This window comes from Pseudobutyrivibrio ruminis AD2017 (assembly GCF_000424305.1).
Classification (GTDB): Bacteria; Bacillota; Clostridia; order Lachnospirales; family Lachnospiraceae; genus Pseudobutyrivibrio; species Pseudobutyrivibrio ruminis_B.
Genome location: NZ_KE384162.1, coordinates 198,191 through 224,720, shown reverse-complemented (window position 1 = coordinate 224,720; position 26,530 = coordinate 198,191). Strand labels below are relative to the sequence as shown.

Genomic DNA, 26,530 nt, shown 5'->3' with positions numbered 1-26,530 from the left:
TTAGATAATTTTACTGGCAGATTTCTCCAATAAAATAGAATCCTTTACAACAGTTTAACCTAACATTAACTAATTTTCCAATCATAGATTCATCACCTGGGAAATGAACTGTAACATTGTTTGCAAGCTTACCAGAAACAAGTGTAGAATCCTGCTCATTAACCTCTTCTACAAGTACCTCCTGAACAGTACCCTCTAATGACTTAACCTTTTCATGGCCATGCTTTTGAACGAGAGCAAGAAGACGGTCAAATCTATCCTTAACCACATCCTCTGGTACCTGATTATCCATTGTAGCAGCAGGTGTACCTGTACGCTTAGAATAGATAAATGTAAATGCACTATCGTAATGAACCTTATCTACAACATCCATTGTCTCAAGGAAATCCTCTTCTGTTTCACCTGGGAAGCCTACGATAATATCTGTTGTGATTGCAACATCAGGGATGCGAGCTCTAAGCTTTTCTACAAGTCCAAGGTAGTGCTCCTTAGTATAACGACGGTTCATCTTCTTAAGGATTTCTGTGCTACCAGACTGAAGTGGCAAATGCATGTGATGGCAAACCTTTGGAAGTGTAGCCATAGCCTCGATTAAATCATCTGATAAATCCTTTGGATGAGGAGTCATAAAGCGGATTCGCTTAAGTCCCTCGATATCGTTAACCATGCGAAGTAAATCTGCAAAGGTAACCTTTTCATCAAGTCCTACGCCGTAAGAGTTAACATTCTGACCAAGTAGCATGATTTCAACTACACCATCTGCTACCAAAGCCTTAATTTCGTTTACAATATCCTCCGGCTTTCTAGAACGCTCACGACCACGTACATAAGGAACGATGCAATATGTACAGAAGTTGTTGCAGCCAAAGCTGATATTTACACCAGACTTGAATGGGTACTTACGTGAAATTGGAAGATTCTCAACGATTTTATCTGTATCCTTCCAAATATCGATAATCATGCCCTTCTTGTTAAGAAGTGCTGTTGTAAATAATTCAGCAAACTTGTATAGATTATGAGTACCGAAAATCAAATCTACAAACTTATAATTGTTCTGAAGATGCTCGATAACAGAAGGCTCCTGCATCATGCAACCGCAAAGACCAATCATCATATCCTTATTCTTTTTCTTGTAGCCATGAAGAATACCAAGATGACCATAAACCTTGTTGTTAGCATTTTCTCTAACAGTACAGGTGTTGTAGATAACAAAATCTGCGTTTTCACTTTCAGTTTCTACATAACCAATTTCCTTTAAAACACCAAGAAGCTTTTCAGAATCTCTGGCGTTCATCTGGCAGCCAAAGGTTGTTACACAGCAAGTAAGCTTTCTACCAAGCTCCTGCTCCTTCTTTTCGATAATCTTCTTTGCCTCAGCTATGAAATAATACTGACGCTCTGGCTCCTCAGTTGGAGCATTGTTTAATAAATCTGTAATACTCATTTTAATTCCTATCTATCTTTTATTTTCTAACCTGTCCATTTCCATGGATTGTGTATTTGTAGCTTGTAAGAGCAAGAAGGCCCATAGGGCCTCTGGCGTGAAGCTTTTGAGTGCTAATACCTATTTCAGCACCAAAGCCAAATTCAAATCCATCTGTAAATCTGGTAGATGCATTGACATATACGCAAGCAGCATCTATTCCATCTAAAAACTTAGCGGCATTAACATCATCCTTTGTGATGATTGACTCTGAATGGCCTGTATTGTATTTATTAATATGTTCAATGGCCTCTTCTACAGATGAAACTGTTTTTACTGAAATAATATAATCTAAATATTCAGTAGCAAAATCCTGTTCTGTAGCAGGCTCTGCACCTTCCATAAGAGACTTTGCTTTTTCATCTGCAAAAATCTTAACACCGTGTTCCTTTAATGCCTTTGTAAGCTTTGGAAGAAGCTCTGATGCAATATCTTCGTGAATAACTAAAGACTCGCAGGCATTACAAACACCAATACGCTGTGTCTTCGCATTTACGATAATGTTAATTGCCATATCAATATCAGCAACATGATCTACATAGATATGACAATTGCCTGAGCCTGTCTCAATAACAGGAACGGAAGCATTCTCTACAACTGATTTAATAAGACCAGCACCACCGCGAGGAATCAAAACATCTACATAATCATTCATTCGCATAAGCTGATTAGTAGATTCTCTGGTAGTATCCTCTATAAGGGTGATTGCATCTACAGGAACATTTTCCTTTGTAAGAGTGTCTTTTATAACTTTAACGATAGCCTTGTTTGATTCTAAAGCATCGCTACCACCCTTTAAAATCACTGAATTGCCTGTTTTAAAGCAAAGGCCAAAAACATCAGCTGTAACATTTGGTCTGGCCTCGTAGATAACTCCTACGACACCGATTGGAACTAATCTTTTGGAAATTATAAGTCCGTTAGGGCGTTCCCACTGTTCAGTTATTTTGCCAATTGGGTCATCTAATGCAACTACCTGACGAAGCCCCTCGGCCATGCCATTAATTCGGTCTTCGTCAAGCTTTAATCTATCAAGTAAGCCTTGAGATAAGCCCTTTTTAGTGCCATTTTCCATATCAATTGAATTAGCCGCAATAATACTGCTACTATTGGAAACTAATGCATCCGCAACAGCTAGTATAGCTTTATTTTTAACATCAGTGGGGAGTAAAGCAACCTTATACTTAGCAGCTTTTGCCTTTGTAGCAAGTTCGATTAGTGTCATAGCCTATCTCCTTTCAGTACTTCTTTTTCAGTAATAATAACATCCATTTTAATATCATGTGCTTGCGATGGAATTGATACAAGCAAATGACTATCAAAGCTTGGTGCAAGCTTTATTATGTTACATTTATCTGATAAAAATCTATCATAAAATCCTGCACCATAGCCTATTCTATTATAATTTCTATCAAACAATAAGCCTGGCGTAATACAAATGATTCTGTCTTCTTTGCTATAATTAAACATAGGTAAGGATTCATTAGGTTCCATTATATTATATGAACCTATATGAAAATCCTTTTGTAAATCTGATATTTGAAAAAAAAGTAAATTGTGGTTTTTAGTTTCAGAAATTGGGAAATATAGAATCTTCCCTTTAGCTAAAAGCTTTTCATAAAGCGGAAGCAAATCTATTTCTGAACCAAATGGATAATAACATAAAAAAATATTAGCCCCTTTAAAATCAGATTCTAAAAGAGCCAAAACATTTGATACGATTTCTCTTGATTTACTAATTCGTAAATCACTGGGAGCTTCATCTCTAAGCTTTTTATATGTTAATCTAAGTTCTTTACTACTTTGATACCTTTCCATACTTTTCGCCAAGATTTTCTACATTACCTTTTTCATCAACTAAATCAATATTGTTAAGCTGTGCTCTAATATTGCCTCTGATTGCAGCAATATAAGCTTTTCTAAGAGCTGCCTGCTCTTCCTTTTCAGCATCTGTAAGGCCTTCTGCCTTACTTTTGTGGTATAACTCATTAATTCTTGCAATATCTTTCTCAGTAATCATAATTAATCCTCTAACAAATCTAATACATGGACATCGTCCCTTTTGTTTGAAACAAAAAGTGTGCCCTTATCTTTATTTTCGAAAATACGATGAATATTTCCTATATGTTTTCCATTAGTAATAACCATATCTGCACCGGAATATGTAGCAATCTGAGCGGCACGAAGCTTTGCAGTCATACCACCTGTACCAACATTTGAAGTGCTTTCTGAGCTCGCCATATCTATGACAGCATCAATGTCCTCAACAACAGGAACAAACTGCGCATTCGGATTGGTGTTTGGATTATCGGTGTAAAGGCCATCGATATCTGATAACAGGATAAGTGCATCAGCCTTTACCAATGCTGTAACTATAGCTGAAAGTGAATCGTTATCGCCAAACTGAATTTCATGAGTAGCAACAGTATCATTTTCATTAACAACAGGGATAACACCAAGAGCAAAAAGCTCCTCGAAAGTGTTCTTTGCGTTTTCCCTGGATTCAGGATCAGTCATAGTCTTCTTAGTCATAAGAATCTGACCAGCCTTTTGATTATATTCCGAAAATAACTTCTGATAAACAGACATTAAGTAAGCTTGCCCAATGGAAGCACAAGCCTGCTTTGTAGCTAAATCTGTAGGTCTTTCCTTAAGCCCTATAGCATATCTGCCTACTGCGATTGCACCTGAAGAAACCAGGCATACATCCTTCCCCTGTGCTCTCAAATCGCACAGCTGACGAACCAAACGTTCCAGCTTAGTGTAATCGATGTTACCAGTCTCGTCATGTGTAATGGTAGAAGAACCGACTTTTACAATTATTCTCTTTTTTTGTGTAAAATCATGGTTATACATAATTTCTCTCCATATGTTATCCGCTCCATAATACCACTAATCACGAGTCGACTGCAACCATTTTAAAAACTCCCCTTAAATAAGGGGAGTTTTATAATTATTCTATGTAATTGATAGCATTTTCAGCGGCTATGTTTCCGAAGACAACAATGTCTGCAACAGCATTACCACCTAAACGGTTAGCACCATGTATACCGCCAGTTACTTCTCCGCAAGCATATAATCCGTCAATTGGATTTCCATCTTTGTCAATAACCTGAGCGTCTGTGTTAATCTTAACACCACCCATACAATGATGGATACCAGGGCCAACATTTACAGCATAGTAAGGACCAGATGAAAGATCAGTTTTAACTGCGCCGATTTCACGACCAAATTCCTCATCTACGCCCGAAGCTACATAGCCAGACCATGTCTTAACTGTTTCCTTTAAAGCTTCAGTTGCATCAGCGTTGAAATCCATTGCCTTTGCAAGATCATCAAGTGTATCACCATTTACAAGGTAACCACCCTTTTCAAGCTTAGAAATAACAGCAGATCCTTCATACATATCCTGGTTAACGATAAGCCATACATTACCAGTAGGCTGCTCTACTTCAGCTGCAGATACTTCATCACGAGTACCAGTTTCATTAAAGAATCTGTGACCTTCTTTGTTTACAAGAATAGCACCATCACCACGGAGAGCCTCACCAACTAATGTACCATCAGTTGGAACTACTGTAGGATGAAGCTGAATCTGATCAAGATCTACAAAATCAGCATTTACATCTGCTAAGAAATCTAAAGCATCACCGCTTGCAGTTGTAACGTTTGTAGAAATATAACCCTTTAAGTCAGGACGAAGCTCTTCAACTCTATCCATATTTCCACCAAATCCACCTGTAGCAACAATAACAGCTCCAGCATGAACTACTACGTTATTTCCTGAGCTTCCTGTAGCCTTAACACCAGTAGCTTTACCATCTTCCATGATAATTTCATTTACAGCAGTACCTGTATGAACCTCAACACCAAGCTCATCCATTCTTGCAGAAAGCTTATCTACAAGGAAAGAACCAACTGGAATAATGTTTCCATCTGCATCTACAGGTCTATGAGTACGATTTGCACTTAAACCACCCATAGTAGCAAGAGGTCCATCTAATTTGATATCTTCTGAATCAAGCCAATCGATAGCTTCAGATGTGTTTTCAGCTAAAACCTGAACGAGCTCTGGATCATTGATGTTCTTTCCACTCTTCATTGTATCATCAACGAAAGACTGAACTGAATCTTCAACACCCTGCTCTTTCTCATAATGAGTTTCAGCAGCATTCATACCTGAGCTAGCACGTGCTGTGTTACCACCAAGAATTGTATTCTTCTCGATAAGCACAACCTTCTTGCCTGCTTCAGCAGCTTTGATTGCAGCTGTCATACCAGCTCCACCACCACCGACGATAACAATATCAGTTGTTCCTTCATAGTCTTCAGCAACTGCCTTAGAACCATTAGAACCATCTGCAACTATCCCGGCTTCATCAAGAGCCATGTTTACAGCCTGCAAAAATCCATTAGAGCTATAAGTAGCTCCAGACACACCATCGATATTGCTGTTCTGTTCAGCAATAACCTGAGCCTTTAAGTTTTCCAATGCAACTCCACCTACTGAAGGTGTCTCATCAGGAGCATTGTAAGTAATATCTGTAATAGTGTTTCCATCAACATATACAGTTACTTCAATGTTTCCTCCAAATCCCTGTGCATTTCCAACATAAGACTTACCTGCAGCCCCTTTCTTAAGAAGTGGCGCAAAGGCGCAAAATACAGCTAGTAAAATACATACAGTGATTCCAACAATTTTTTTTGTACTATTTTGCATGTTACCTCCTTACAAAATAATTTTTCTTGGACACGCTTCGGCACATTTACCGCAGCTTGTACATTTATTTTGATCTATGTGAGCAAAGAATCCTTCAACATGGATTGCATCGCTTTCACAGACCTTTTCACACTTATGACAGCCTATACAGCCGACTTTACAAACACTCATAACATCTTTTCCCTTATCATTGTTATGGCATCTGACAGCGTGACCAAAATCGTAAGGAATAAGCTCGATAAGATGATTAGGACATACAGCCACACACTTACCACAAGCCTTACATGCGTCTCTGTCAACAAGAGCTACGCCATCAACAATATGAATAGCGTCAAATGGACATGCCTTAACGCATGAACCAAATCCCATACAGCCATAAGAACAAGCTTTAGGACCACCGCCAGGAACATAAGCCATTGCCTGACAATCCTCAACGCCAGTATACTCATAAAGCTGAGTAGCATTTTCACATGTGCCATTACACATAACGAAAGCGACCTTACGAACGCCTTCTTCAGCAGCAACACCCATAATCTCAGAAACCTGAGCCGCAACAGGTGCTCCACCAACTGGGCACTGATTAACAGGTGCCTCACCCTTTGCAATAGCTGCAGCTAAGCCAGAACATCCAGCATAACCACACCCACCACAGTTATTTCCAGGAAGAACTGATAGAATAGCTTCTTCTCTAGGATCAACTTCTACCTTAAACTTCTCAGATGAGAAGCAAAGGAAAAATCCAATAATACATCCGGTAGCGCCAACTATAACAGCTGCCAGTAAAATTCCTGTTATACTCATTTGTCAGCCCTCCTTAAATCACTCCAGCAAAGCCCATGAAAGCCATAGCCATAAGTCCTGCTGTAACAAGAACGATAGCTGAGCCCTTAAAGGCCTGTGGAAAATCGTTGTATTCAATCTTTTCTCTGATACCAGCCATGATAACAATAGCAATTGTAAAACCAACAGCTACGCCAAAACCATTAATAACAGACTCGAGAATATCATATTCCTTAGTAACATTATTAATAGCTGTACCAAGAACAGCGCAATTTGTAGTGATAAGAGGAAGGTAAACACCAAGTGACTTATAAAGTGAAGGCACACTCTTCTTAAGGAACATCTCTACAAACTGAACAAGTGCAGCAATAACAAGAATAAAAACGATTGTCTGCATGTATTCGAATTTAGTAGGCTTTAAAATAAACTTATAAATAAGAGATGTTACAAAAGATGAAATTGTAATTACGAAAATTACTGCTCCACCCATACCTGCTGCTGTCTCAACTCTCTTAGAAACTCCAAGGAATGGACAAAGTCCAAGGAACTGAGAAAGAACAACATTGTTTACAATAGCTGAAGCTACTAATAAAAGAATTAGACCTGTAACGTAACTCATTATTCCTCCTCCTTTCCTGTATTATTATCATTAGCCTTATTAGCTAAAGTCTTGCCAGTACAAGCTGATGATAAAGTACAACCTGAACAGTCTCCACCAAGACATCCCTGAACTGCTGGAAGTGGCTTTCCTTTAGCTTCCATATTTCTACGAATCACATTCATAATTGCTACAAGACATCCAAGTACGAAAAATGCACCAGGAGCAAGGCCAAACAATGTGATGTGATAATCATTAAGTGGTGCAATTGTAGCGCCAAATATTGATCCATTTGCAAGAATTTCACGAACCATACCAATAAGTGTAAGGCCAACTGTGAAACCAAGTCCCATACCGATACCATCAAACATAGATGGAATAACAGGATTCTTGCTTGCGTAGCTTTCTGCACGTCCTAAGATGATGCAGTTAACTACGATAAGTGGAATATAAATTCCAAGTGACTCATATAATGAAGGAGTAAAACCTTCCATTAAAAACTGAACAATTGTAACGAAGGATGCAACTACAACGATAAATGCTGGCATTCTAACTCTATCTGGAATTAGATTTCTAAGAGCAGAAATAAGCATGTTTGATAAAACAAGAACAACTGTTGTAGAAAGTCCCATGCCAATACCATTAATTGCTGATGTGGTAACAGCAAGTGTTGGACACATACCAAGCATTAATACAAAGGTAGGATTTTCCTTCCAAAGTCCATTAAATACTCTTTCTAGGTTCTTATTCATTTGCAGCACCTCCTACGATAGATTCAAAGTAGGTGACACAAGCATTGATTCCACCTGTCATAGCACGAGAAGTTACAGTTGCTGCTGAAATAGCATCTACTTCGCTAGAAGAAGAAGCGCCAGTTTTTGTAACTGTAAATATTTCTGCTTGTCTATTTATAAACTGAGCAGAAAATGTGCCATCACCTGTATCTTTAGCCTTCATACCAAGACCAGCAGTCTCAGATATTGAAGTGATTGAATAACCATTGATAATGCCATCATTTGTTATTCCAACAGAGAATGTAATATCTCCGCCGTAACCAGCTGATGTTGTAACTGTAAGCACATAACCGATTACATTGTTTGAACCGTCAAGAGCTTCTACACAATTATCAATCGTCTCCGTACCGTAGCCTGCTTCATGAACATAGTCTGTAGCAGCAGAAGAATCAAAACCCTCTATTTCAGCAAATGAAGCTGCATCAACAAAAACTGAAGAATAAGCTTCTTTCATTGCTGCCTGATGAGCTCTTTCGATTGGAGCCTTTGTGATTTCATAAACGAGTCCCAAAGCGAAGCCTGCAACAAGAGTAATGCATGTAAGAACTAATGCATCTTTTACTAATTTATTCATTAGACTTCACCTCCCTTGAGATTCCGAAGGCTCTAGGTACGGTAATCTTCTCAATAAGTGGAACTAAGAGGTTGCAGAAAATAATAGCATAGCTGACACCCTCTGCACTGTTTCCGAAGAATCTAAAGATTCCTGTTAAAATACCAAGACAGATACCAAAAATAACCTTACCAAGTGGCGTGATTGGAGATGTTACGTAATCCGTTGCCATGAAGAATGCACCAAGCATTAATCCACCACCACAAAGATGTGCAACGAGGAATGCTGTATCAAATCCATGTCCTCCAAATAAAATAACAAATAGAGAAAATGTAAGAATGTAAACACCTGGTATTACTAAATCGATAACTCCTAATAAAATAAGGATAATAGCACCGATTAAAATGCAAATTGTACTTGTCTCACCGATTGTTCCGGCAGTACGTCCAATTAACATGTCAAGTGTGTTAACATTACCACCGCCAATTGAAGCAAGAGGAGTAGGTCCAGCGACACCATCATACTCAAAATGAGTCATTGTTCCAGCAAATGAAATAAGCAAGAACACACGACCGCCAAGAGCTGGGTTCATAAAGTTCTGACCTAAACCACCAAAAAGCATCTTTACAACAACGATAGCAAAAACGCTTCCTAATACTGCCTGCCAAACAGGAAGTGTATGTGGCAAATTGAGAGCAAGAAGAAGTCCTGTGACAGCAGCGCTTAAATCACCGATAGTATTCTTCTTTCCAACAGCCTTTTCAAATAAGAATTCAGATAAAACACAGGTAGCGATACAAACAGCCACAAGTAATAATGCTCGAATTCCAAAGTTAATTATACCAAATAGTGTAGTTGGCATAAGTGCAATTATCACATATAACATGATAATACTACTATCGTCCTTCGCTCTAATATGTGGAGATGAAGAAACTTTTAATAAATTACTCACGTTCTACCCTTCCTTTCTACTTTTTTCTCTTATCAGCAAGAATATGTTTTTTCATTGTCTTGATTGACTGAGCAAGTGGTTTTCTCGCAGGGCAAGCATAACTACAGCTGCCACATTCAATACACTCAAGACCATACCATTTTTCAAATTGTTCTTTGTCATCATGGTCAGAGAATTTAGAAAGTCTTGAAGGAATCAGGTTCTCTGGGCAAGCCTCTACGCATCTACCACAATTGATGCATGCTGTTGTCTCATACTTAGAAACCTCATCCTCTGACATACAAAGGATTGCACTAGTAGTTTTTGTTGTAGGGAAATCTGTATCCATAACAGCAAATCCCATCATAGGACCACCTGAAATAATTTTAGCTGGTTCTCTAACAAATCCTTCTGCTGCTTCTATAATTTCCTTGCAACTTGTACCAATGCAAATTCGATAGTTACGTGGTTCCATAACTGCATCACCTGTCACAGTGAAAATTCTATCAATAACAGGCTTACCTTCTATAACAGCTGTATAGATTGCATTAATGGTAGCAACATTATCTACGATACAACCAGCATCAGCTGGAAGCATCTTAGAATTGATTTCCCTATCTGTACAAGCTTTAATGATTTGACGTTCACCACCCTGTGGATATTTTGTAAGAAGTGGCACAACCTCAATTCTAGACTCACTTTGTGTAAGTCTCTGTAATGATGTGATAACATCACTCTTATTATCCTCAATAGCTATTAATCCCTTTGCTTTTGGGAAAAGCTTGAGAATAATCTTTAAGCCAAGAATAAGCTTATCTGGCTCTTCTACCATACTTCTGTAGTCGGATGTAAGATATGGCTCACACTCCGCACAATTAGCAATGATATATTCAATTTGATCTGGATTCTTAGGTGACAATTTGACATGTGTTGGAAAACCTGCACCACCCATGCCGACAACACCAGCATCCTGAATTTTCTTGAGTATTTCTTCATTGGAAAGCTTGGTGAAATCGTCACAATGTTCAAAACCAGTTTCAATGAATTTACCATCACTTTCAATAATGATGGAATTAACCATATCTCCAGTAGCGACTCGTCTAGGTTCGATTGCCTTTACGGTACCGGAAACACTAGAAAAAATTGGAGCAGAAACGAATCCTCCTGCGTCAGCTATCTTCTGACCTCTAAGCACTGTATCGCCCACATTGACACATGCCACTGCCGGTGCTCCGATATGCTGAGACAGAGGAAAAACTAATTCGCCCTGTGGTAAGTATTCCTTAACTGGCTTTTCTTTTGTAAGCTCTTTGCCATCATAAGGATGTACACCACCTTTGAATGTTCTAAGGCTCATCTTTTGACCTCCTCTTTCTTTTTTCATATATATATTTGATTATAACATTTATACATAACTTATAGATAATTTTTATCAATTGTTTTGTACATTTTTTAATACTAAACTGTTACACTTAGTGTGATATTAGACAAGATATAGGATTGGAATGTAGTTAGTTATGGAAATTATTAATAAAAATTATGAGTTAGAGAAATTAAACACAATTTATGATATGTATTTTAATGAAAATACATTATTCTTTGATATCGAATGTACAGGCCTCTCCCCAAGAAAATCCTTTATATATTTAATCGGATATGCAACAAGGAAAGGTTCCACTGTAACTATCACTCAGCTTCTAGCAAAAAATGAAACCGAAGAAATAGAAATCATCACGGAGTTTGAAAATGTTATCGAGCATTATGATAATCTTTTAGGCTTCAATTCTACCCGCTTTGACGAATCATTTATAGTTGAACGATGTAGAAAATATAACTTTATTACAAAAATCAAATCTAAGCATCATATTGATATGTATTTACGTTCAACAAAAGCCAGATGTCTGTTAGATCTTCCAAATTACAAGCAAAAAACCATAGAAGAATTCTTAGGGCTTCACAGAGACGATAAATATAATGGTGGCGAATTAATTCCTGTATATCAGCATTACTCTTTAACTGGTGACGAAGAATCCAAAAATCTAATTCTTTTACACAACTTTGAAGATGTTAAGGGTATGATTTTTATCACTGATATTTTAGCTTACCCTGAACTGCTCACTACGGATTTACGATATCTAAATCATTCCATTGAAAATTCAAAGCTTAGATTTGAAATCGAAATAGATTTAGAGCTTCCAAATCAGATTAGTAAGCAAAGGGATTACGGTCTTTATATAGTAAGAAACAATCGTATATACGTTACTCTTAACCTATTTGATGGTGAGCTTTACACCTTCCTACCTGATTTCAAAAACTATTACTATCTCATAAACGAAGATATTATTATTCCTAAAGCTATAGGCGAAAGCATGGATAAATCCTGCCGACGTCCCGCAAAAAGGTCAGACTGCAAAATAAAAAAGGAAGGACAGTTCCTTGCCCTTCCTGAAAAATTAGATATTGGAACAATACGAACTTTCAAGCCATCCTACGAAGCTAAAGAAGCTTACGTAGATATTGCAGATATTACACCAACCTTATTGGTTAAAATTTGCAGATATATGCTTAAGCACTAAACCTTCTCATAATAGAATGAGTAGCGTCTCTTATATCCAAGCTCCTTGTAGTTAATTACCTGTTCGGTAGAACCTATAAACAGGATTCCGCCTTGTCTCAAGGATTTTGCAAATTTAGCATATACTTCATCCTTAGCTTCATCAGTAAAATAAATGAGAACATTTCTACAAACTATCATGTCATAGTTTGTAGGATATGCGTCTCTTAAAAGATTGTGTTCCTTAAACTCAACACAACGCTTAACTTCTTCGCTAATCTGGAACGAATTTCCTACAGGTGTAAAGAATTTCTTCTTTAAATCAGCTGGAACTCCCGCAATACTCTTAGCATTATAAAGTCCAACCTTAGCAGTTGCGATAACCTGCTTATCAATATCTGTAGCAAAAATCTTAATCTTATTAAGAGGAATATGCTGAGATAATGCCATAACAAGAGAATATGGCTCATCTCCTGTAGAACAAGCAGCACTCCAAATCTTCAGATTCTGGCCTGAATGCTTCATAAGTTCAGGGATAAATTCCTTTGTCATTAAATCCCACTGTTCTGGATTTCTATAAAATTCCGATACGTTGATTGTAAGGAAGTTAACGAATTCATCAAAAACCTCCTTATCACTTTTCAAAAGACTAACGTATTCATGATATTCTTTACATTTATGTTTAGAAACTAAAGAGTCTATACGTCTTCTCATCTGTTTTTCTTTGTAAGAGCTTAAGTCAATTTTTGTGAGATCATAAACCTCTTTTTTGAAAGCATCATAATTGTCCATACAGTCTCTCCTATCTTTAACTATAAATATATTAACTTTGCTGCTAAACTAAGTGTAATTATACTAATCAATTGTGTATTTATTGTTACTAATCTACGAATAAAATAAAAAGAGCCATTGGCATAACCAATGGCTCTAGAAAACTAATTAAATTACTCTTCAGAAGCTACTTCTTCGATGTTAACATCAGCAACCTCAGCATCATCAGATGCCTCTGGCTCAAGAAGTGCCTTAACTGAAAGGCTAATCTTCTTCTCAGCATCGTTGAATTCAACAACCTTAGCTTCGATATCCTGACCTACTGTAAGAACATCTGAAGGCTTCTCGATACGATCCTTAGAAATCTGTGATACGTGAAGAAGTGCATCGATACCAGGAGCAAGCTCTACGAAAGCACCAAAGTCCTTCATACGAACTACTTTACCCTTTACAACTGTACCAACTGCGTACTTCTCAGCAGCACCGTTCCATGGATTCTCGTTATCGAACTTGCAAGAAAGTGCGATCTTGCCGTCCTTGATTTCCTTAACGAATACCTTGATTTTATCGCCAACGTTAAGAGTCTTTGTAGGATTCTCAACACGGCCCCAGCTCATTTCTGAAATATGAAGAAGACCATCAGCACCACCTAAATCGATGAATGCACCGAAGTCTTTAACATTCTTAACTGTTCCTTCGAATTCCTGACCAACAGCAATCTTAGACATAAGCTCTTCCTGAGCCTTTGCTCTATCAGCAACAAGAAGTGTCTTTCTGTTACCAATGATTCTGCGACGTCTAGGATCGAATTCTGTAATAACAAAACTGATTTCCTGACCCTGATACTTTGTAAGGTCTTTCTCGTATACATCTGATACGAATGAAGCAGGAATAAATACTCTAGCCTCGTCTACAACTACTGTAAGGCCACCCTTAAGTACCTTATCAACAGTTGCTGTAAGAACTTCACCGTTCTCGAATGCTTCTGCAAGTCTTTCATTGCCCTTTTCCTGAGCAAGTCTCTTGTAAGAAAGAAGAACCTGTCCTTCACCATCATTTACCTTAATTACGATAGCTGATAAAGGATCACCAACTTTAACTACAGTAGTAAGATCAACATTTGATTCGTTTGTGTACTCTGAACGTGTAATGATACCATCTGACTTGTAACCGATATTTAAAACGATTTCATCTGGCTTAACGCTGATAACAGTACCGTCTACTACCTCTCCATTGTGTATAGTTTTAAATGATTCCTCCAACATTTGTTCAAAACTCATTTCTGACATTTCTTTTGAACCTCCTCAATAATATTGTTTGGGGTGGATGCCCCTGCGGTAATACCTACACTTTCAATGGAACTAAGGTCAGATGGCTGGAAATCATCAGCCGTCTGTATATAGTAAGTATTGTTGCATCGTGTTTTGCATATCTCATACAACTTCTGCGTATTAGAAGAATTCTTACTTCCAATAACTAACATAGCATCAACTGAAGAAGCAATATCTGCCGCTTCAACCTGTCTTTTGTTAGTCGCATCGCATATTGTATTCAAAACAATAATATGATAACCTTTTTGGTTTATAATTTCAACTAATTCTTGAAATTTATTATGGTTAAAGGTGGTTTGAGAAACAATACACACGTCGATATCAGAATTAACTGAAAAGTTTTCAGCATCTTTTTCATCTGAAATAACTGTATATGCATCACCGTTTATCCAACCAACAATACCTCTAACCTCTGGATGGTCTGGATTACCAATAATTACGATAAATTCGCCATTCTTTGAGTGTTCATCTACCGCTCTATGAATTTTCTTAACAAAAGGACATGTAGCATCTATTACATTGTGTCCCTTTGACTTCAAATCCTCTTCAACAGCTCTTGTTACGCCGTGTGAACGGATAATAACTGTGCCAGGCTCATAATCTGAAGTTCTGTTTTCATCCATGACAGAAACGCCATGAGACTCAAAGTCTTTTACAACCTCTTCATTATGAATAATAGGGCCATAGGTATATAAAGGACCCTTGCCTTCTGCTATCTGTTTTTTAACAACATCAACTGCTCTTTGCACACCAAAGCAAAAGCCAGCTGATTCAGCTAATGTAACCTTCATCAAAATACCTCGTCAGTCACCTATTTGCATAAATCAATAATAGTATTAACAACCTCATCGATAGTCATTTCTGAACTATCTACTAAAATTGCATCATCAGCCTGCTTTAAAGGACTGATTTCTCTATGTGAATCTCTATAATCTCTTTCTTCAATATCCTTTGCAATCTGATCAAAGTCAGCCTCTACGCCCTTTGCTGTAAGCTCGTCAAATCTTCTCTTTGCTCTGCAAGCAACAGATGCTGTAAGGAAAACCTTAACATCAGCATTAGGCAATACTACAGTGCCGATATCTCTTCCATCCATAATTACGTCTGTAGTCTTTGCAAGCTCCTGCTGTAAAGCAACAAGCTTTGTACGAACAGCGCTGTATACAGAAGTTGCACTAGCCATATTTCCTACTTCTTCTGTACGAATAAGACCAGTAACATCCTCATCATTAAGAATGACATGCTGTGCTCCATCCTCGTATTTAATAGATACTTTAATATTATCTACAGATGCAGAAATCTTTGCTTCGTCATCCTTGCTAATATTTTCGCGAAGGAAATATAAAGCCATAGCTCTGTACATAGCACCTGTATCTACGTATACATATCCCTTCTTAGCAGCTACCGCTTTTGCTATAGTTGATTTTCCTGCTCCTGCAGGACCATCGATTGCAACATTAAATGCCATAATATATCATTCCTCCAAATTATTAATCTATTGAAATACCAGCCAGATAGCCAGTAGCCCATGCTATTTGAAGATTAAAGCCACCAGTGAAGGCATCTAAATCAAGTACCTCACCTGCGACAGATAATCCATTTATATTTTTACATTTCATAGTTGATGGGTCAATATCTTTTATGGATATTCCACCCTGTGTAATGATAGCTTCCTTGTATTCTCTAAGGCCTGTAATAGTAAATGGGAAGGCCTTTAGCAATTCAACAAGAATTGTTCTTTCTTCCTTAGTAATGGAATTGATTTGTCTCATATCATCAAAGTCAAAAATGTCTATTACAACAGGCACCATTGAAGCAGGAAGTAAGCCTCTTAAGACTGAGCTTAAGTGCTTGTTCATATTATCATTGAAATCTCTTAGAACTCTAGCATCAAGCTCATCAAAGGATAAGGCCGGCTTTAGGTCGATATATGCCTTTAGCTCTCCTGTCTCCTGAAGCTTCTTTCCTATTATAGAGCTGGCAGAAAGAACAAGTGGACCTGAAACACCAAAATGAGTGAAAAGCATTTCCCCAAATTCATCGTAAAGCTTCTTTTTGCCATTAAATATAGAAAGCTTAACATTTTTAAGGGCAAGTCCCTGCATTTCTTTGATGTATGGTTCCTTTGTATTAAGTGGAACCAGTGCTGGTCTTGTGTCAGTGACATTTAAACCTATATTTTTAGCCCATCTCAGTCCATCACCTGTTGAGCCTGTAGTCTGATATGATAAACCGCCTGTGCAAAGAATAACTGCATCTGCTGAAAGCTGTTTGTTATTCTTAAGCTCCACGCCAGTTACTCTATCGCCTGATGCGATAAGCTTTGAAACTGATGTGTTAAGCTGAATGTCAACATTAACTTCCTGTAAGGCATTCTTAAGTGCCTTTGTAATATCTGAGGCATGGTCAGATGCTGGGAAGGCTCTATTTCCTCTTTCAACCTTTGTCTCAGTGCCGTGCATTTCTACAAAATCTATCATTGCATCTGAATTAAAGGTATATATTGCACTATATAAAAACTTAGGGTTAGAAACTACATTTTTAAGAAAATCCTCTTCGCTGCAGGCATTTGTAAAATTACATCTGCCTTTTCCTGTGATATAGATTTTCTTACCAAGCTTTTCATTCTTTTCTAAAAGAGTTACAGAATGTCCGCACATTCCTGCAGCATAGGCCGCCATCATTCCTGCAGCACCGCCGCCTATTACAATAACATTACTCATTAATTTTCTCCTGGATAATACATTTTGATTGAATCATCCACCATATCTATTTCATCATTTTCGTAGAACTGATAATTGTTCCAAACCTCTTCTATCATTTCAAGGTTCTTTGCCACCTGAGCCTGCTTCTTATTACATAATGCAACAAGTAAAGCGTTAATTACAGAAAGTGGCGCAACCAAAGAATCTACAGCTGCATGCATATCGCTTTCCGCAATGAGGTTGCAAGAGCTATATAGGTTCATTGGGGAATGAATTGAATCAGTGATAGTAATAACATCAGCCCTTCTATTATTGGCAAACTCCAACGCCTTAAGTGTTCTCATGGAATATCTTGGGAAGGAAATTCCTATGATACAATCCTCTTCATTAATATGAATCATTTGCTCAAACAGCTCTGATGTAGAGCTTGTCTGAAGGTTGACAACATTATCAAAAATCATATTAAGATAAAATGAAAGAAATGATGCAAGAGGCGCGCAGGTTCTAATTCCTACGACATAAATACGTCTTGCTTTAATTATTGATTCCACTGCATTTTCAAATGCTGCTTCATCAATGGATTCCATTGTGTTTTTGATTTTGAGAGCATCAGAAGAAAGAACTGTACGAAGTACGCCATTTTGTTCAATCCCACCGCTTGTGATTTCTATTCTGTCAGATGCGTTAAGTTTTGCACGAACAAGCGCTTCTAAAGCTTGCTGAAATTCAGGGTATCCCTTGTAGCCTATGAAGGATGCAAAACGCACAACAGTAGATTCAGATACACCAAGCATCTCTCCTAGCTTTGCAGCAGTCAGAAAAACAGCCTTATCATAATTATCAATGATATAGTTAGCTAAAAGCTTCTGGCCCTTTGACATTTTGCCATATTTTTCATTTATCTTAGATATTAAATCCGATGTAGTTGCCATATCATACCTCATTTATCTTTATTGAGATATTTATTATAGTAAAAAAAAATAGGCAATGCAAGAAATCTTGCATTACCTAAAATATTTAATATTAAACTGGATAAGCCTTGTTTTCCTTGTCAGCCTTCTTAGGATCAACCTTAGTCTGCTGAGCTTCACGATACTCGAAGAATTCTGTTGCTACCTTTGGGAACAAAGCGTAAGATAAAACATCTTCATCCTGCTGCTTCCATCTAGCACACTCCTCTTCAAACTTCTTAAGACCTGGCTCAAGCAAATCTGCTGGACGGCATGTGATAGCCTTATCCTTGTCAGCACCAAGTGCCTTCTCAACAACCTCTGGGTTGAACGGCTTAACTGTCTGGCCATACTTACCAAGAAGGATATCCTTAGTCTGCTCTGTTACTACCTTGTATCTTTCACCCATAAGTACGTTAAATACAGCCTGAGTACCAACGATCTGTGATGAAGGAGTAACAAGTGGTGGCTCACCAAGGTCCTTACGTACACGTGGTACTTCCTCAAGAACCTCGCGTAGCTTGTCTTCCTTACCCTGCTCCTTTAACTGGCTGATAAGGTTTGAAAGCATACCGCCTGGAACCTGGTAACGAAGTGTATTGATGTTAACACCAAGAACCTTTGTAGACATAAGTCCGCTCTCAATGCACTCTTCTCTGTATGGACGGAAGTAATCAGCGATTTCAGAAAGAAGCTCCTGATCAAATCCTGTGTCGTATGGTGTGCCTTCAAATGCAGCAGCCATAACCTCTGTAGCTGGCTGAGATGTACCAAGTGCGAATGGTGACATTGCACAGTCAATGATATCTGCACCAGCCTCAACAGACTTAAGGTAAGTCATACTTGCAACACCTGATGTGTAGTGTGTATGCATTTCGATTGGAAGCGATGTAGATTCCTTTAAAGCTGTAACAAGCTCATAAGCCTTTGCAGGTACAAGCAAACCTGCCATATCCTTGATACAGATAGAATCTGCTCCCATATCCTCGATACGCTTTGCAATATCCTTCCAGTAATCAAGTGTATAAGCCTCGCCAAGTGTATAAGAAAGAGCAACCTGAGCGTGACCATTTTCCTTCTTTGTAGCATTTACTGCTGTCTGAAGGTTTCTAATATCATTTAAGCAGTCAAAAATACGAATGATATCAATACCATTAGCAATTGACTTCTGAACGAAATATTCTACAACATCATCTGGATACTGGCTGTAACCTAAGATGTTTTGGCCTCTGAAAAGCATCTGAAGCTTTGTATTCTTGAAGCCATCACGAAGCTTACGAAGTCTATCCCATGGATCTTCTTTCAAAAAGCGAAGGCATGCATCAAATGTAGCACCGCCCCAGCATTCTACTGCGTTGTAGCCAACCTTATCCATCTTATCAATGATAGGAAGCATCATAGAGGTAGGCATACGAGTTGCTATAAGAGACTGATGTGCGTCACGGAGCACTGTCTCTGTAATTTTAACTGGCTTTGGACTAATATCTGCCATTATATTTTCCTCCTAATATTTAATAATCAAAGCGTATTCTAAACACCGAAAATCGCCATAAATACGCCGGCTGCAACAGCTGTACCGATAACACCGGCAACGTTTGGTCCCATAGCATGCATAAGGAGGAAGTTTGTTGGGTCCTCTTCTGCACCAACCTTCTGAGAAACACGAGCAGCCATAGGAACGGCAGATACACCAGCCGAACCAATAAGTGGATTAATCTTACCATGTGTAAGATGACATAAAATCTTACCGAATAATACACCAGCAGCTGTACCAAATACGAATGCTACAAGACCAAGAACTACAATTTTGATTGTAGCTGCATTTAAAAATGCTTCAGCTGATGTAGAAGCACCTACAGATGTACCAAGTAAAATAACTACAATGTACATAAGAGCATTTGATGCTGTTTCTGTAAGCTGGTTTACTACACCTGACTCCTTGAACAAGTTACCAAGCATAAGCATACCAACAAGTGGTGCTGTTGTAGGTAGTATCAAACATACGATGATAGTAACTACAATTGGGAATAAAATCTTTTCAAGCTTAGATACAGGTCTAAGCTGTGCCATCTTGATTGAACGCTCCTTCTTTGTAGTAAGAGCCTTCATGATAGGTGGCTGAATAATAGGAACAAGTGACATATATGAGTATGCCGCAACGGCAATTGGTCCCATAAGTGCTGACTGTCCTAACTTACCAGCCAAGAAAATTGATGTAGGTCCATCTGCACCACCGATGATTGATACTGCAGCTGCTGCCTGATCTGAGAATCCTAAAAGGATGGCAAGCAAATAAGCTGTAAAAATACCAATCTGTGCAGCCGCACCAAGCCAGAAGCTGATTGGGTTGGCAATAAGTGGACCGAAATCTGTCATAGCTCCAACACCCATGAAAATAAGTGATGGAAGAATTGAATACTCATCAAGAGTATAGAAATAATAAAGCAAGCCGCCTACACCATTAGAGGTTTCCTCTGGCGAAGCAATAATATCAGGATAGATATTTACAAGAAGCATACCAAATGCGATTGGAAGCAAAAGTAATGGTTCATATCCCTTCTTGATTGCTAGATACAGGAAAACACAGGCAACCGCTATCATGACATAGTTACCCCAAGTCAGATTGAAAAATGCAGTCTGATGTGCGAGGTTTAACAATGTCTCTCCAACGTAACTCATGTGTAATCCTCCTATTAGTTCATAGTTGCAAGTAATGCGCCAGCATCAACCTGCTGACCTTCGTTGCAGTTGATTGATGCAACAGTACCATCCTGTGGCGCAACAACAGGTGTTTCCATCTTCATAACCTCAAGAACAACAACTGGATCACCCTTCTTTACAGCTGTACCAGCTGCTGCTGCGATTTTAACAACCTTTCCAGCAGCTCCCGCTTCAATCTTAACAGCTCCAGCAGCTCCTGTTGCTACAGGTGTAGGTGCAACTGCCTTAGGTGCTGCAGCAGGTGTTACAGGAGATACTCCAGAGCCTCCCTTATCTTCTACAGTTACATCATAAACTGTTCCATTAACAGTAATTGTATAATTTTTCATGGTATTCCTCCTAAACATTAACGTCTTTTCTTAATTGAACGAACTACAAACGAATCTGTAGAAGCTCCTGTGCTTGCAGCAATTGCGGCAGCGATAACTGCTACTAACTGCAAATCATCTGTTTCATTTTTAACTGGTGCAGAAACTGCAGCTGGAGCAGAAACTACTACTTCCTCTTTAGCCTTAGCCTTGTTCTGTACCTTTGCAATGAGCTCGAAGCTCTTAATAATACCAGACATTACAATAAGCATTGCAAATACAATAAGGATACCCATTACTGTATTAAGACCAGCCTTTTGCATTGTCTCCCCAAGAGAATAAACTGGCTCGATATTGATTGCTGTTGCACCGCTTTTCATATCATTAGCGTTAAATACAACAGTGAGCTTTAAATCTCTTTTTGAATAATGTCCAACAAGTGTTGCTGTAATTGTTTTACCTGATTTTGATACATCAAATGCCTTTGTTCCACCAATATTAAAAGGACCAATATTGACGCCACCAACTACTGCATTGTTATCATAGTAATCTACGAATTCGCCTCTAACTTTATAACACTCCACCCAATTTCTGAACAAACCAGCTGATACTGTATCGTCTGAGCTTTCAGCCTGTGTAATGTAAGATTCAGCTGTAGCTCCATCAATTGACTCAAGCTGTGTCATTGTATTCTTAAGCATTTCTTCGTAGTTAGATTTTGGAAGACCACCAATTTTTTCATCGGCATGACTTCCACAAGCAGTAAGGCTGAACATCAAAACTAAGGTGCACAAAACCAATAATAAATTTTTCTTCATATTGTCACCTTTCTGCTTTAAAAGAACATTTCAAATCCTGCAATAATGTATTTTCTAGCATCTGCATAAGATACAATTCTATCAATATGACCATGTGCAGCTGCTGTAAGTGCGCTATCCTGAAGCTCAGCGTAGCTCTTTTCAATTGAAGCTGCATCTGTTCCATTATCGGCAAGAATCTTTGCTGCCTTAGAAGCCTCCATAGCACCAACTGATGTAGATTCGAAAGCGTAAACTAAATCAGCGCCAAGTGCCTTAGAATTCATAAGAACGTATGGTGTTCCGTAAGCCTGCTTTGTAATTAAGTTAAGCTTTGGAACACTTGCATCTACAAATCTTTGTGTCATCTGTGAAAGTGCTCTAGGAAGGCGCTTCTCCTGACACTTGCAAGACTTAAATGCTGAAACATTAGTAATAGAAAGTACAGGAATTTCGTACATATCACATAAATCAACGAAATCAGCTGCCTTCTCGCAACCTGCTGCTGAAAGGAATGCTTCTCCTTCAACCTCACGGTTACCAACTACACCAATTGTAACTCCATCAAGCTTCATAAGACCTGTAACCATTTCCTTGGCAAAACCAGCCTTAAGCTCGATAAACTGTCTGTTATCAGCAAGCTCTGTTGCAACTGCAGCTGCATCTGTAAGCTTACTATCAAGTCCCTCTGATGCTCTATTAAGGTCATCAGAAGCTTCAACTATATCATTTGGAATCATTGAGATGATTTGTCTCATAGAAGAAACAACCTCTGAAAGAGTTCCGCAAACATCTACTGTACCAGCTTCATTAAACTGGAATTTAGCTGAAGATGTGTCTGTATCATTTCCAGTAATAGTATCAGGTGAATTAATATAATAAGATGCACCATCTACCATAAATGTGAAATCTGCAAGTGCAGGTAACACTGAAAGTCCACCACCACAGTTGCCAGCTACACACATAAGCTGTGGAATAACTCCTTTTACATCAGCTGCTCTTTCGATAACTGAACCAAGTGCCTCAAGGGCGTCAAATGACTCCTGTAAACGAACACCGCCACAATCAATAAAGCCAATTACTGGTGCTCCTACCTTAAGAGCCATGTCATATAAAGACAGAATCTTTTTAGCATGCATTTCACCAATTGTGCCCCCTAATACATCGGCATTCTGGCTGAATACGAAAACTAAGGTTCCGTCAACAAGACCATGTCCAATAATTACACCATCTGATGGTTCTTTTTTTGCATCCAGGTTAAAATCTGTATTTCTGCTTGTAACTAAAGACTGCAACTCAACAAAGCTGTTTTCGTCTAATAAAGCATTGATTCTAGCCTGAGCTTGATTTGAATCACTACCCATCTTTTACCTCCATTTATATAAATTATTTCATAATTTCTCGCAATTTTAATGATATCGTTTTTGCAACATATTTTCAATGCAGTAGACATAAAATAAAGTCAAAAAAGAAAACAAAAAACCACCCTGAAATTTGGGTGGTTTTAAGGTTGACTTTTATACTGTAACTTCTACATTATTAGCCTCATTTTCGGCTTCAATTTTGAATTCTTCAATCTGAGATTGAGATAGTTCTGGAAGCTCCTCAATAGAGCTTACACCAAAAGAACGAAGGAACTCTTCTGTAGTTCCAAAAAGCATAGGACGGCCTGGTGCATCTAATCTACCAAGCTCAGTACATAATCCAAACTCAACTAGCTTAGATACTGCAAAATCGCATGATACGCCCCTGATTTTTTCAATTTCAGATTTAGTGATTGGCTGCTTATACGCAATAATAGAAAGAGTCTCTAAAAGAACGTCTGTAAGCACATACTTCTTAGGCTGCTTTGCAATTCTGATAAGGTATTCATAAATATCAGGGCTAGTGCACATCTGGTACGCACCGTCTAATTCAGTGATAGAAACGCCTCTGTTATATTTTGCATATTCTGATTTAAGAGCTTCGATTGCTTCTACAACCTGCTTTTCTTCTATTTCAAGAGCCTTTGCAATCTTAGATGGTTCAACAGAACCACCCATTGCAAAAAGAATTCCCTCTACTATATTTTTAATCTCTGATAATTCCATAATTTCCTCTTATAACCCTACGCTGCAATTTTAGATTCTATAACAATATCTGCAAATGTATCTTCCTGTGCGATATTTATCTGGCCAGCCTTCATCATTTCAAGAATGCAAAGGAAAGTAACAATAACCTCTGTCTTAGAATGAGCTGCTTCCAAAAGATTTCTGAAGCTGAATGTATTATGCATCTTCGCAAATGCGATAGTCCATTCCATTTTCTGCTCCATGGAAACCTCTTCCTTTTTGATTTTACCAAAGCTAGAACGGATAGGATCACGTCTGTTATCCTGTCTTTTGAGAACCTGGTTAAAAATGTCGTTAAGCTTATTTAAAGTTAAATCTCCCATAAGCTCTTCCAAATCAACAGGCTGCTCGTACTTAAGTACTTCATCAGGGATGGTTGGCTCCTTATAGAAAACAAGGCTTGCATCCATCTGTCTGTCCCTAAGCTCATAAGATATTGTCTTATACATCTTATATTCAAGGAGCTGCTGAACAAGCTCTGCACGTGGATCTTCCTCTTCTTCCTCATCCTCTTCCTTTTCTTCTCTTGGAAGAAGCATTCGGCTCTTAATGTCTAAAAGAGTAGTTGCCATAAGCAAGAATTCACTCATGACATCTAGATTACTCTGGTCCATGGCGCGAACATATTCCATGTACTGGTCTGTAATCTCCACGATAGGAATGTCGTAAATATCAACTTTGTTCTTATCTATCAGATGTAAGAGCAAGTCCAAAGGACCCTCAAACACCTGAAGCTTTACATTCATCTCCAAAATAAATTCTCCCTTAAAGTCCGCATATAGTTTAAATGCTCTATAAGTTATCATGCTCCCGCAGGCCACTGATGTAAGCTCCGCTTACTAGACCAACATTTTCCTTCATTACACTCGGAAAATGATGGTCATATCCTGCTCGCGCTTGCCAAGGTTGAGTACATTTAAACTACATGCTTATCTAATCAATTGTAGATTCATTAGAATCTTCTACGAACATAAAATAGTCTCACACGTAGAGACTACGCATGAGACTATTATAAAAGACTATATAGTGGATGTCAACAAGCTGCACCACTAGATGTAGTTGTCAGACAATTTTAAAGTGACTCGAAAGTCTTGCGGATTTCGATGATGAAATCGCGGGAATTGAGGACTGTAGGATTTTCGATTGATGTGATAAGTGCTAAATCCTTTGTCATTTTGCCATCCTCGATTGTCTTGATGCAGGCTTTCTCAAGCTTATCTGCAAATGCTGAAAGCTCAGGAATGTTATCTAATTCGCCACGCTTTCTAAGTGCTCCTGTCCAGGCAAAAATTGTAGCTACTGAGTTAGTAGATGTCTCCTCGCCCTTAAGGTGCTTGTAATAATGACGCTGAACTGTACCGTGAGCAGCTTCGTATTCATAGTAGCCGGCAGGGCTAACAAGAACAGAGGTCATCATAGCAAGTGAACCAAATGCTGATGAAATCATATCGCTCATTACATCACCATCGTAGTTCTTACATGCCCAGATAAATCCACCCTCAGACTTCATAACACGAGCTACTGCATCATCAATAAGTGTGTAGAAATATTCGATTCCTGCTTTATCAAAAGCATCCTTATATTCCTTATCAAAGATTTCCTGGAAGATATCTTTGAATCTGTGGTCGTACTTCTTTGAAATTGTATCCTTAGAAGCAAACCATAAATCCTGCTTTGTATCAAGAGCGAATTTGAAGCAACTATGTGCGAAGCTCTCGATAGAAGCATCTATATTGTGCTGACCCTGAACAACACCAGGACCATTAAATGTATGAACAAGAGCGCGTTCCTCAGTGCCATCTTCTGCAGTGTATACAAGCTCAACCTTACCAGCACCTGGGATTCGCATTTCTGTGTTCTTGTAAACATCACCATAAGCATGACGAGCTATAGTAATAGGCTTCTTCCATGACTTAACATTTGGCTCGATTCCCTTTACAACGATTGGAGCTCTAAACACAGTACCATCTAAGATTGCGCGGATTGTACCGTTTGGGCTCTTCCACATTTCCTTAAGATTGTACTCTGTCATTCTTGCAGCGTTAGGAGTGATTGTGGCACACTTGACGGCAACACCGTATTTCTTGGTAGCCTCGGCAGAATCTACTGTAACCTTATCATCTGTCTCGTTACGATGTTCAAGACCAAGGTCATAGTACTCTGTCTTTAAATCAATAAATGGAAGCAAAAGCTCGTCCTTTATCATCTGCCAAAGGATACGAGTCATTTCGTCTCCGTCCATCTCTACAAGGGGTGTTGTCATCTGAATCTTGCTCATACTTATTCTCCTTACACTTTAGTCCGCCAAATGTTGCCTAGGTTTCCGTGCTCCCGCAGGGCACCCCCCATACTTTCGCATGGGAACCCTCCCGCCGGCGTAGGTCCTTCCCATGCTCGGTATGGTGCCTCCCTGCTCGCGCTTG

At 38.6% G+C, this 26,530-nt stretch carries 27 protein-coding genes; 1 reads left to right on the top strand and 26 read right to left on the bottom strand.

Annotated elements, in window-relative coordinates; translation table 11 throughout:
* Positions 1–10: 10 nt before the first annotated feature.
* The 12 genes from miaB to rsxC form a co-directional block, all read right to left on the bottom strand.
* On the bottom strand, positions 11–1,444 hold the full coding sequence (gene miaB, locus G611_RS0111205; RefSeq protein WP_028243688.1) for a tRNA (N6-isopentenyl adenosine(37)-C2)-methylthiotransferase MiaB: 1,434 nt from the start codon (positions 1,442–1,444) through the stop codon (positions 11–13).
* A 19-nt stretch (positions 1,445–1,463) separates the two neighbouring features.
* Entirely contained in the window at positions 1,464–2,708 is a 1,245-nt protein-coding gene (locus G611_RS0111200; protein ID WP_028243687.1) for a glutamate-5-semialdehyde dehydrogenase, read from the bottom strand.
* Positions 2,705–3,301: a 5-formyltetrahydrofolate cyclo-ligase gene (locus G611_RS0111195; protein ID WP_028243686.1), complete on the bottom strand. Its 597-nt coding sequence runs from the start codon at positions 3,299–3,301 to the stop codon at positions 2,705–2,707. Before G611_RS0111195 ends, G611_RS0111200 begins: the two co-directional genes overlap by 4 nt.
* Entirely contained in the window at positions 3,282–3,503 is a 222-nt protein-coding gene (locus G611_RS0111190; RefSeq protein ID WP_036949166.1) for a DUF896 domain-containing protein, read from the bottom strand. Before G611_RS0111190 ends, G611_RS0111195 begins: the two co-directional genes overlap by 20 nt.
* 2 nt (positions 3,504–3,505) lie before the next feature.
* On the bottom strand, positions 3,506–4,339 hold the full coding sequence (gene proB / locus G611_RS0111185; RefSeq protein WP_028243684.1) for a glutamate 5-kinase: 834 nt from the start codon (positions 4,337–4,339) through the stop codon (positions 3,506–3,508).
* A gap of 97 nt (positions 4,340–4,436) precedes the next feature.
* Positions 4,437–6,203 (bottom strand): flavocytochrome c, encoded by a 1,767-nt coding sequence (locus G611_RS0111180; protein WP_028243683.1) that lies wholly within the window; start codon positions 6,201–6,203, stop codon positions 4,437–4,439.
* A gap of 9 nt (positions 6,204–6,212) precedes the next feature.
* Positions 6,213–7,004, bottom strand: a complete 792-nt coding sequence (locus G611_RS0111175) for an RnfABCDGE type electron transport complex subunit B (protein ID WP_028243682.1) — start codon at positions 7,002–7,004, stop codon at positions 6,213–6,215.
* 13 nt (positions 7,005–7,017) lie between these two features.
* Positions 7,018–7,602: an electron transport complex subunit RsxA gene (rsxA, locus tag G611_RS0111170; RefSeq protein WP_028243681.1), complete on the bottom strand. Its 585-nt coding sequence runs from the start codon at positions 7,600–7,602 to the stop codon at positions 7,018–7,020.
* On the bottom strand, positions 7,602–8,333 hold the full coding sequence (rsxE, locus tag G611_RS0111165) for an electron transport complex subunit RsxE (RefSeq protein WP_028243680.1): 732 nt from the start codon (positions 8,331–8,333) through the stop codon (positions 7,602–7,604). Before rsxE ends, rsxA begins: the two co-directional genes overlap by 1 nt.
* Positions 8,326–8,949 (bottom strand): FMN-binding protein, encoded by a 624-nt coding sequence (locus G611_RS0111160; protein ID WP_028243679.1) that lies wholly within the window; start codon positions 8,947–8,949, stop codon positions 8,326–8,328. The genes rsxE and G611_RS0111160 overlap by 8 nt, the downstream gene beginning before the upstream one ends.
* The gene (locus G611_RS0111155) at positions 8,942–9,880 is read right to left on the bottom strand and encodes an RnfABCDGE type electron transport complex subunit D (RefSeq protein WP_028243678.1); all 939 of its coding nucleotides are present in this window, start codon (positions 9,878–9,880) and stop codon (positions 8,942–8,944) included. The genes G611_RS0111160 and G611_RS0111155 overlap by 8 nt, the downstream gene beginning before the upstream one ends.
* A gap of 16 nt (positions 9,881–9,896) precedes the next feature.
* Positions 9,897–11,216 carry an electron transport complex subunit RsxC gene (gene rsxC, locus G611_RS0111150; protein WP_028243677.1) on the bottom strand — a complete coding sequence of 440 codons (1,320 nt, stop codon included), beginning with the start codon at positions 11,214–11,216 and terminating at the stop codon, positions 9,897–9,899.
* 160 nt (positions 11,217–11,376) lie between these two features.
* Here rsxC and G611_RS0111145 point away from each other — a divergent pair, with 160 nt between their 5' ends.
* On the top strand, positions 11,377–12,435 hold the full coding sequence (locus G611_RS0111145; protein WP_028243676.1) for a ribonuclease H-like domain-containing protein: 1,059 nt from the start codon (positions 11,377–11,379) through the stop codon (positions 12,433–12,435).
* On the opposite strand, the gene G611_RS0111140 is transcribed toward G611_RS0111145, so the two are convergent.
* From G611_RS0111140 to G611_RS0111075, 14 genes are all read right to left on the bottom strand, one after another.
* Complete coding sequence (locus G611_RS0111140; RefSeq protein WP_028243675.1) at positions 12,432–13,205, bottom strand: CheR family methyltransferase; 774 nt, start codon at positions 13,203–13,205, stop codon at positions 12,432–12,434. The two genes, G611_RS0111145 and G611_RS0111140, sit on opposite strands and share 4 nt — an antisense overlap.
* A gap of 152 nt (positions 13,206–13,357) precedes the next feature.
* The gene (gene rpsA, locus G611_RS0111135) at positions 13,358–14,473 is read right to left on the bottom strand and encodes a 30S ribosomal protein S1 (RefSeq protein WP_028243674.1); all 1,116 of its coding nucleotides are present in this window, start codon (positions 14,471–14,473) and stop codon (positions 13,358–13,360) included.
* Complete coding sequence (ispH, locus tag G611_RS0111130; protein WP_028243673.1) at positions 14,461–15,306, bottom strand: 4-hydroxy-3-methylbut-2-enyl diphosphate reductase; 846 nt, start codon at positions 15,304–15,306, stop codon at positions 14,461–14,463. Before ispH ends, rpsA begins: the two co-directional genes overlap by 13 nt.
* 20 nt (positions 15,307–15,326) lie before the next feature.
* Entirely contained in the window at positions 15,327–15,983 is a 657-nt protein-coding gene (cmk, locus tag G611_RS0111125) for a (d)CMP kinase (protein ID WP_028243672.1), read from the bottom strand.
* 22 nt (positions 15,984–16,005) lie between these two features.
* Positions 16,006–17,238, bottom strand: a complete 1,233-nt coding sequence (locus G611_RS0111120) for an NAD(P)/FAD-dependent oxidoreductase (RefSeq protein ID WP_028243671.1) — start codon at positions 17,236–17,238, stop codon at positions 16,006–16,008.
* Positions 17,238–18,152 (bottom strand): MurR/RpiR family transcriptional regulator, encoded by a 915-nt coding sequence (locus G611_RS0111115; protein WP_028243670.1) that lies wholly within the window; start codon positions 18,150–18,152, stop codon positions 17,238–17,240. The genes G611_RS0111120 and G611_RS0111115 overlap by 1 nt, the downstream gene beginning before the upstream one ends.
* 91 nt (positions 18,153–18,243) lie before the next feature.
* Entirely contained in the window at positions 18,244–19,662 is a 1,419-nt protein-coding gene (locus G611_RS0111110; protein WP_028243669.1) for an oxaloacetate decarboxylase subunit alpha, read from the bottom strand.
* Between the two features lie 38 nt (positions 19,663–19,700).
* Entirely contained in the window at positions 19,701–20,849 is a 1,149-nt protein-coding gene (locus G611_RS0111105; RefSeq protein ID WP_028243668.1) for a sodium ion-translocating decarboxylase subunit beta, read from the bottom strand.
* Between the two features lie 14 nt (positions 20,850–20,863).
* Entirely contained in the window at positions 20,864–21,220 is a 357-nt protein-coding gene (locus G611_RS0111100; RefSeq protein WP_028243667.1) for a biotin/lipoyl-containing protein, read from the bottom strand.
* Positions 21,221–21,237: 17 nt separating this feature from the next.
* The gene (locus tag G611_RS15475; RefSeq protein ID WP_051195235.1) at positions 21,238–22,017 is read right to left on the bottom strand and encodes an OadG family protein; all 780 of its coding nucleotides are present in this window, start codon (positions 22,015–22,017) and stop codon (positions 21,238–21,240) included.
* Positions 22,018–22,034: 17 nt separating this feature from the next.
* Entirely contained in the window at positions 22,035–23,360 is a 1,326-nt protein-coding gene (locus tag G611_RS0111090; RefSeq protein ID WP_028243666.1) for a carboxyl transferase domain-containing protein, read from the bottom strand.
* A gap of 153 nt (positions 23,361–23,513) precedes the next feature.
* Positions 23,514–24,086, bottom strand: coding sequence for an SMC-Scp complex subunit ScpB (gene scpB, locus G611_RS0111085; protein ID WP_028243665.1), 573 nt, complete (start codon positions 24,084–24,086; stop codon positions 23,514–23,516).
* A 17-nt stretch (positions 24,087–24,103) separates the two neighbouring features.
* A complete protein-coding gene (locus G611_RS0111080; protein WP_028243664.1) occupies positions 24,104–24,859 on the bottom strand; it encodes a segregation and condensation protein A in 756 nt (251 codons plus the stop codon).
* A gap of 320 nt (positions 24,860–25,179) precedes the next feature.
* On the bottom strand, positions 25,180–26,385 hold the full coding sequence (locus tag G611_RS0111075) for an NADP-dependent isocitrate dehydrogenase (RefSeq protein WP_028243663.1): 1,206 nt from the start codon (positions 26,383–26,385) through the stop codon (positions 25,180–25,182).
* Between the last annotated feature and the right edge of the window lie 145 nt (positions 26,386–26,530).

Excerpts from the sequence above, each read along its gene's own strand:
- G611_RS0111140 (WP_028243675.1), bottom strand. The coding sequence starts at position 13,205 with ATGGACAATTATGATGCTTTCAAAAAAGAGGTTTATGATCTCACAAAA.
- rsxE (WP_028243680.1), bottom strand. The coding sequence starts at position 8,333 with ATGAATAAGAACCTAGAAAGAGTATTTAATGGACTTTGGAAGGAAAAT.
- ispH (WP_028243673.1), bottom strand. The coding sequence starts at position 15,306 with ATGAAGGTTACATTAGCTGAATCAGCTGGCTTTTGCTTTGGTGTGCAA.
- G611_RS0111195 (WP_028243686.1), bottom strand. The coding sequence starts at position 3,301 with ATGGAAAGGTATCAAAGTAGTAAAGAACTTAGATTAACATATAAAAAG.
- G611_RS0111105 (WP_028243668.1), bottom strand. The coding sequence starts at position 20,849 with ATGAGTTACGTTGGAGAGACATTGTTAAACCTCGCACATCAGACTGCA.
- G611_RS15475 (WP_051195235.1), bottom strand. The coding sequence starts at position 22,017 with ATGAAGAAAAATTTATTATTGGTTTTGTGCACCTTAGTTTTGATGTTC.
- G611_RS0111190 (WP_036949166.1), bottom strand. The coding sequence starts at position 3,503 with ATGATTACTGAGAAAGATATTGCAAGAATTAATGAGTTATACCACAAA.
- proB (WP_028243684.1), bottom strand. The coding sequence starts at position 4,339 with ATGTATAACCATGATTTTACACAAAAAAAGAGAATAATTGTAAAAGTC.
- cmk (WP_028243672.1), bottom strand. The coding sequence starts at position 15,983 with ATGGCATTTAATGTTGCAATCGATGGTCCTGCAGGAGCAGGAAAATCA.
- G611_RS0111090 (WP_028243666.1), bottom strand. The coding sequence starts at position 23,360 with ATGGGTAGTGATTCAAATCAAGCTCAGGCTAGAATCAATGCTTTATTA.
- miaB (WP_028243688.1), bottom strand. The coding sequence starts at position 1,444 with ATGAGTATTACAGATTTATTAAACAATGCTCCAACTGAGGAGCCAGAG.
- rpsA (WP_028243674.1), bottom strand. The coding sequence starts at position 14,473 with ATGTCAGAAATGAGTTTTGAACAAATGTTGGAGGAATCATTTAAAACT.
- G611_RS0111115 (WP_028243670.1), bottom strand. The coding sequence starts at position 18,152 with ATGGCAACTACATCGGATTTAATATCTAAGATAAATGAAAAATATGGC.
- rsxC (WP_028243677.1), bottom strand. The coding sequence starts at position 11,216 with ATGAGCCTTAGAACATTCAAAGGTGGTGTACATCCTTATGATGGCAAA.
- G611_RS0111200 (WP_028243687.1), bottom strand. The coding sequence starts at position 2,708 with ATGACACTAATCGAACTTGCTACAAAGGCAAAAGCTGCTAAGTATAAG.
- G611_RS0111160 (WP_028243679.1), bottom strand. The coding sequence starts at position 8,949 with ATGAATAAATTAGTAAAAGATGCATTAGTTCTTACATGCATTACTCTT.
- rsxA (WP_028243681.1), bottom strand. The coding sequence starts at position 7,602 with ATGAGTTACGTTACAGGTCTAATTCTTTTATTAGTAGCTTCAGCTATT.
- G611_RS0111110 (WP_028243669.1), bottom strand. The coding sequence starts at position 19,662 with ATGGCAGATATTAGTCCAAAGCCAGTTAAAATTACAGAGACAGTGCTC.
- G611_RS0111100 (WP_028243667.1), bottom strand. The coding sequence starts at position 21,220 with ATGAAAAATTATACAATTACTGTTAATGGAACAGTTTATGATGTAACT.
- G611_RS0111175 (WP_028243682.1), bottom strand. The coding sequence starts at position 7,004 with ATGAGTATAACAGGAATTTTACTGGCAGCTGTTATAGTTGGCGCTACC.
- G611_RS0111145 (WP_028243676.1), top strand. The coding sequence starts at position 11,377 with ATGGAAATTATTAATAAAAATTATGAGTTAGAGAAATTAAACACAATT.
- G611_RS0111120 (WP_028243671.1), bottom strand. The coding sequence starts at position 17,238 with ATGAGTAATGTTATTGTAATAGGCGGCGGTGCTGCAGGAATGATGGCG.
- G611_RS0111180 (WP_028243683.1), bottom strand. The coding sequence starts at position 6,203 with ATGCAAAATAGTACAAAAAAAATTGTTGGAATCACTGTATGTATTTTA.
- scpB (WP_028243665.1), bottom strand. The coding sequence starts at position 24,086 with ATGGAATTATCAGAGATTAAAAATATAGTAGAGGGAATTCTTTTTGCA.
- G611_RS0111075 (WP_028243663.1), bottom strand. The coding sequence starts at position 26,385 with ATGAGCAAGATTCAGATGACAACACCCCTTGTAGAGATGGACGGAGAC.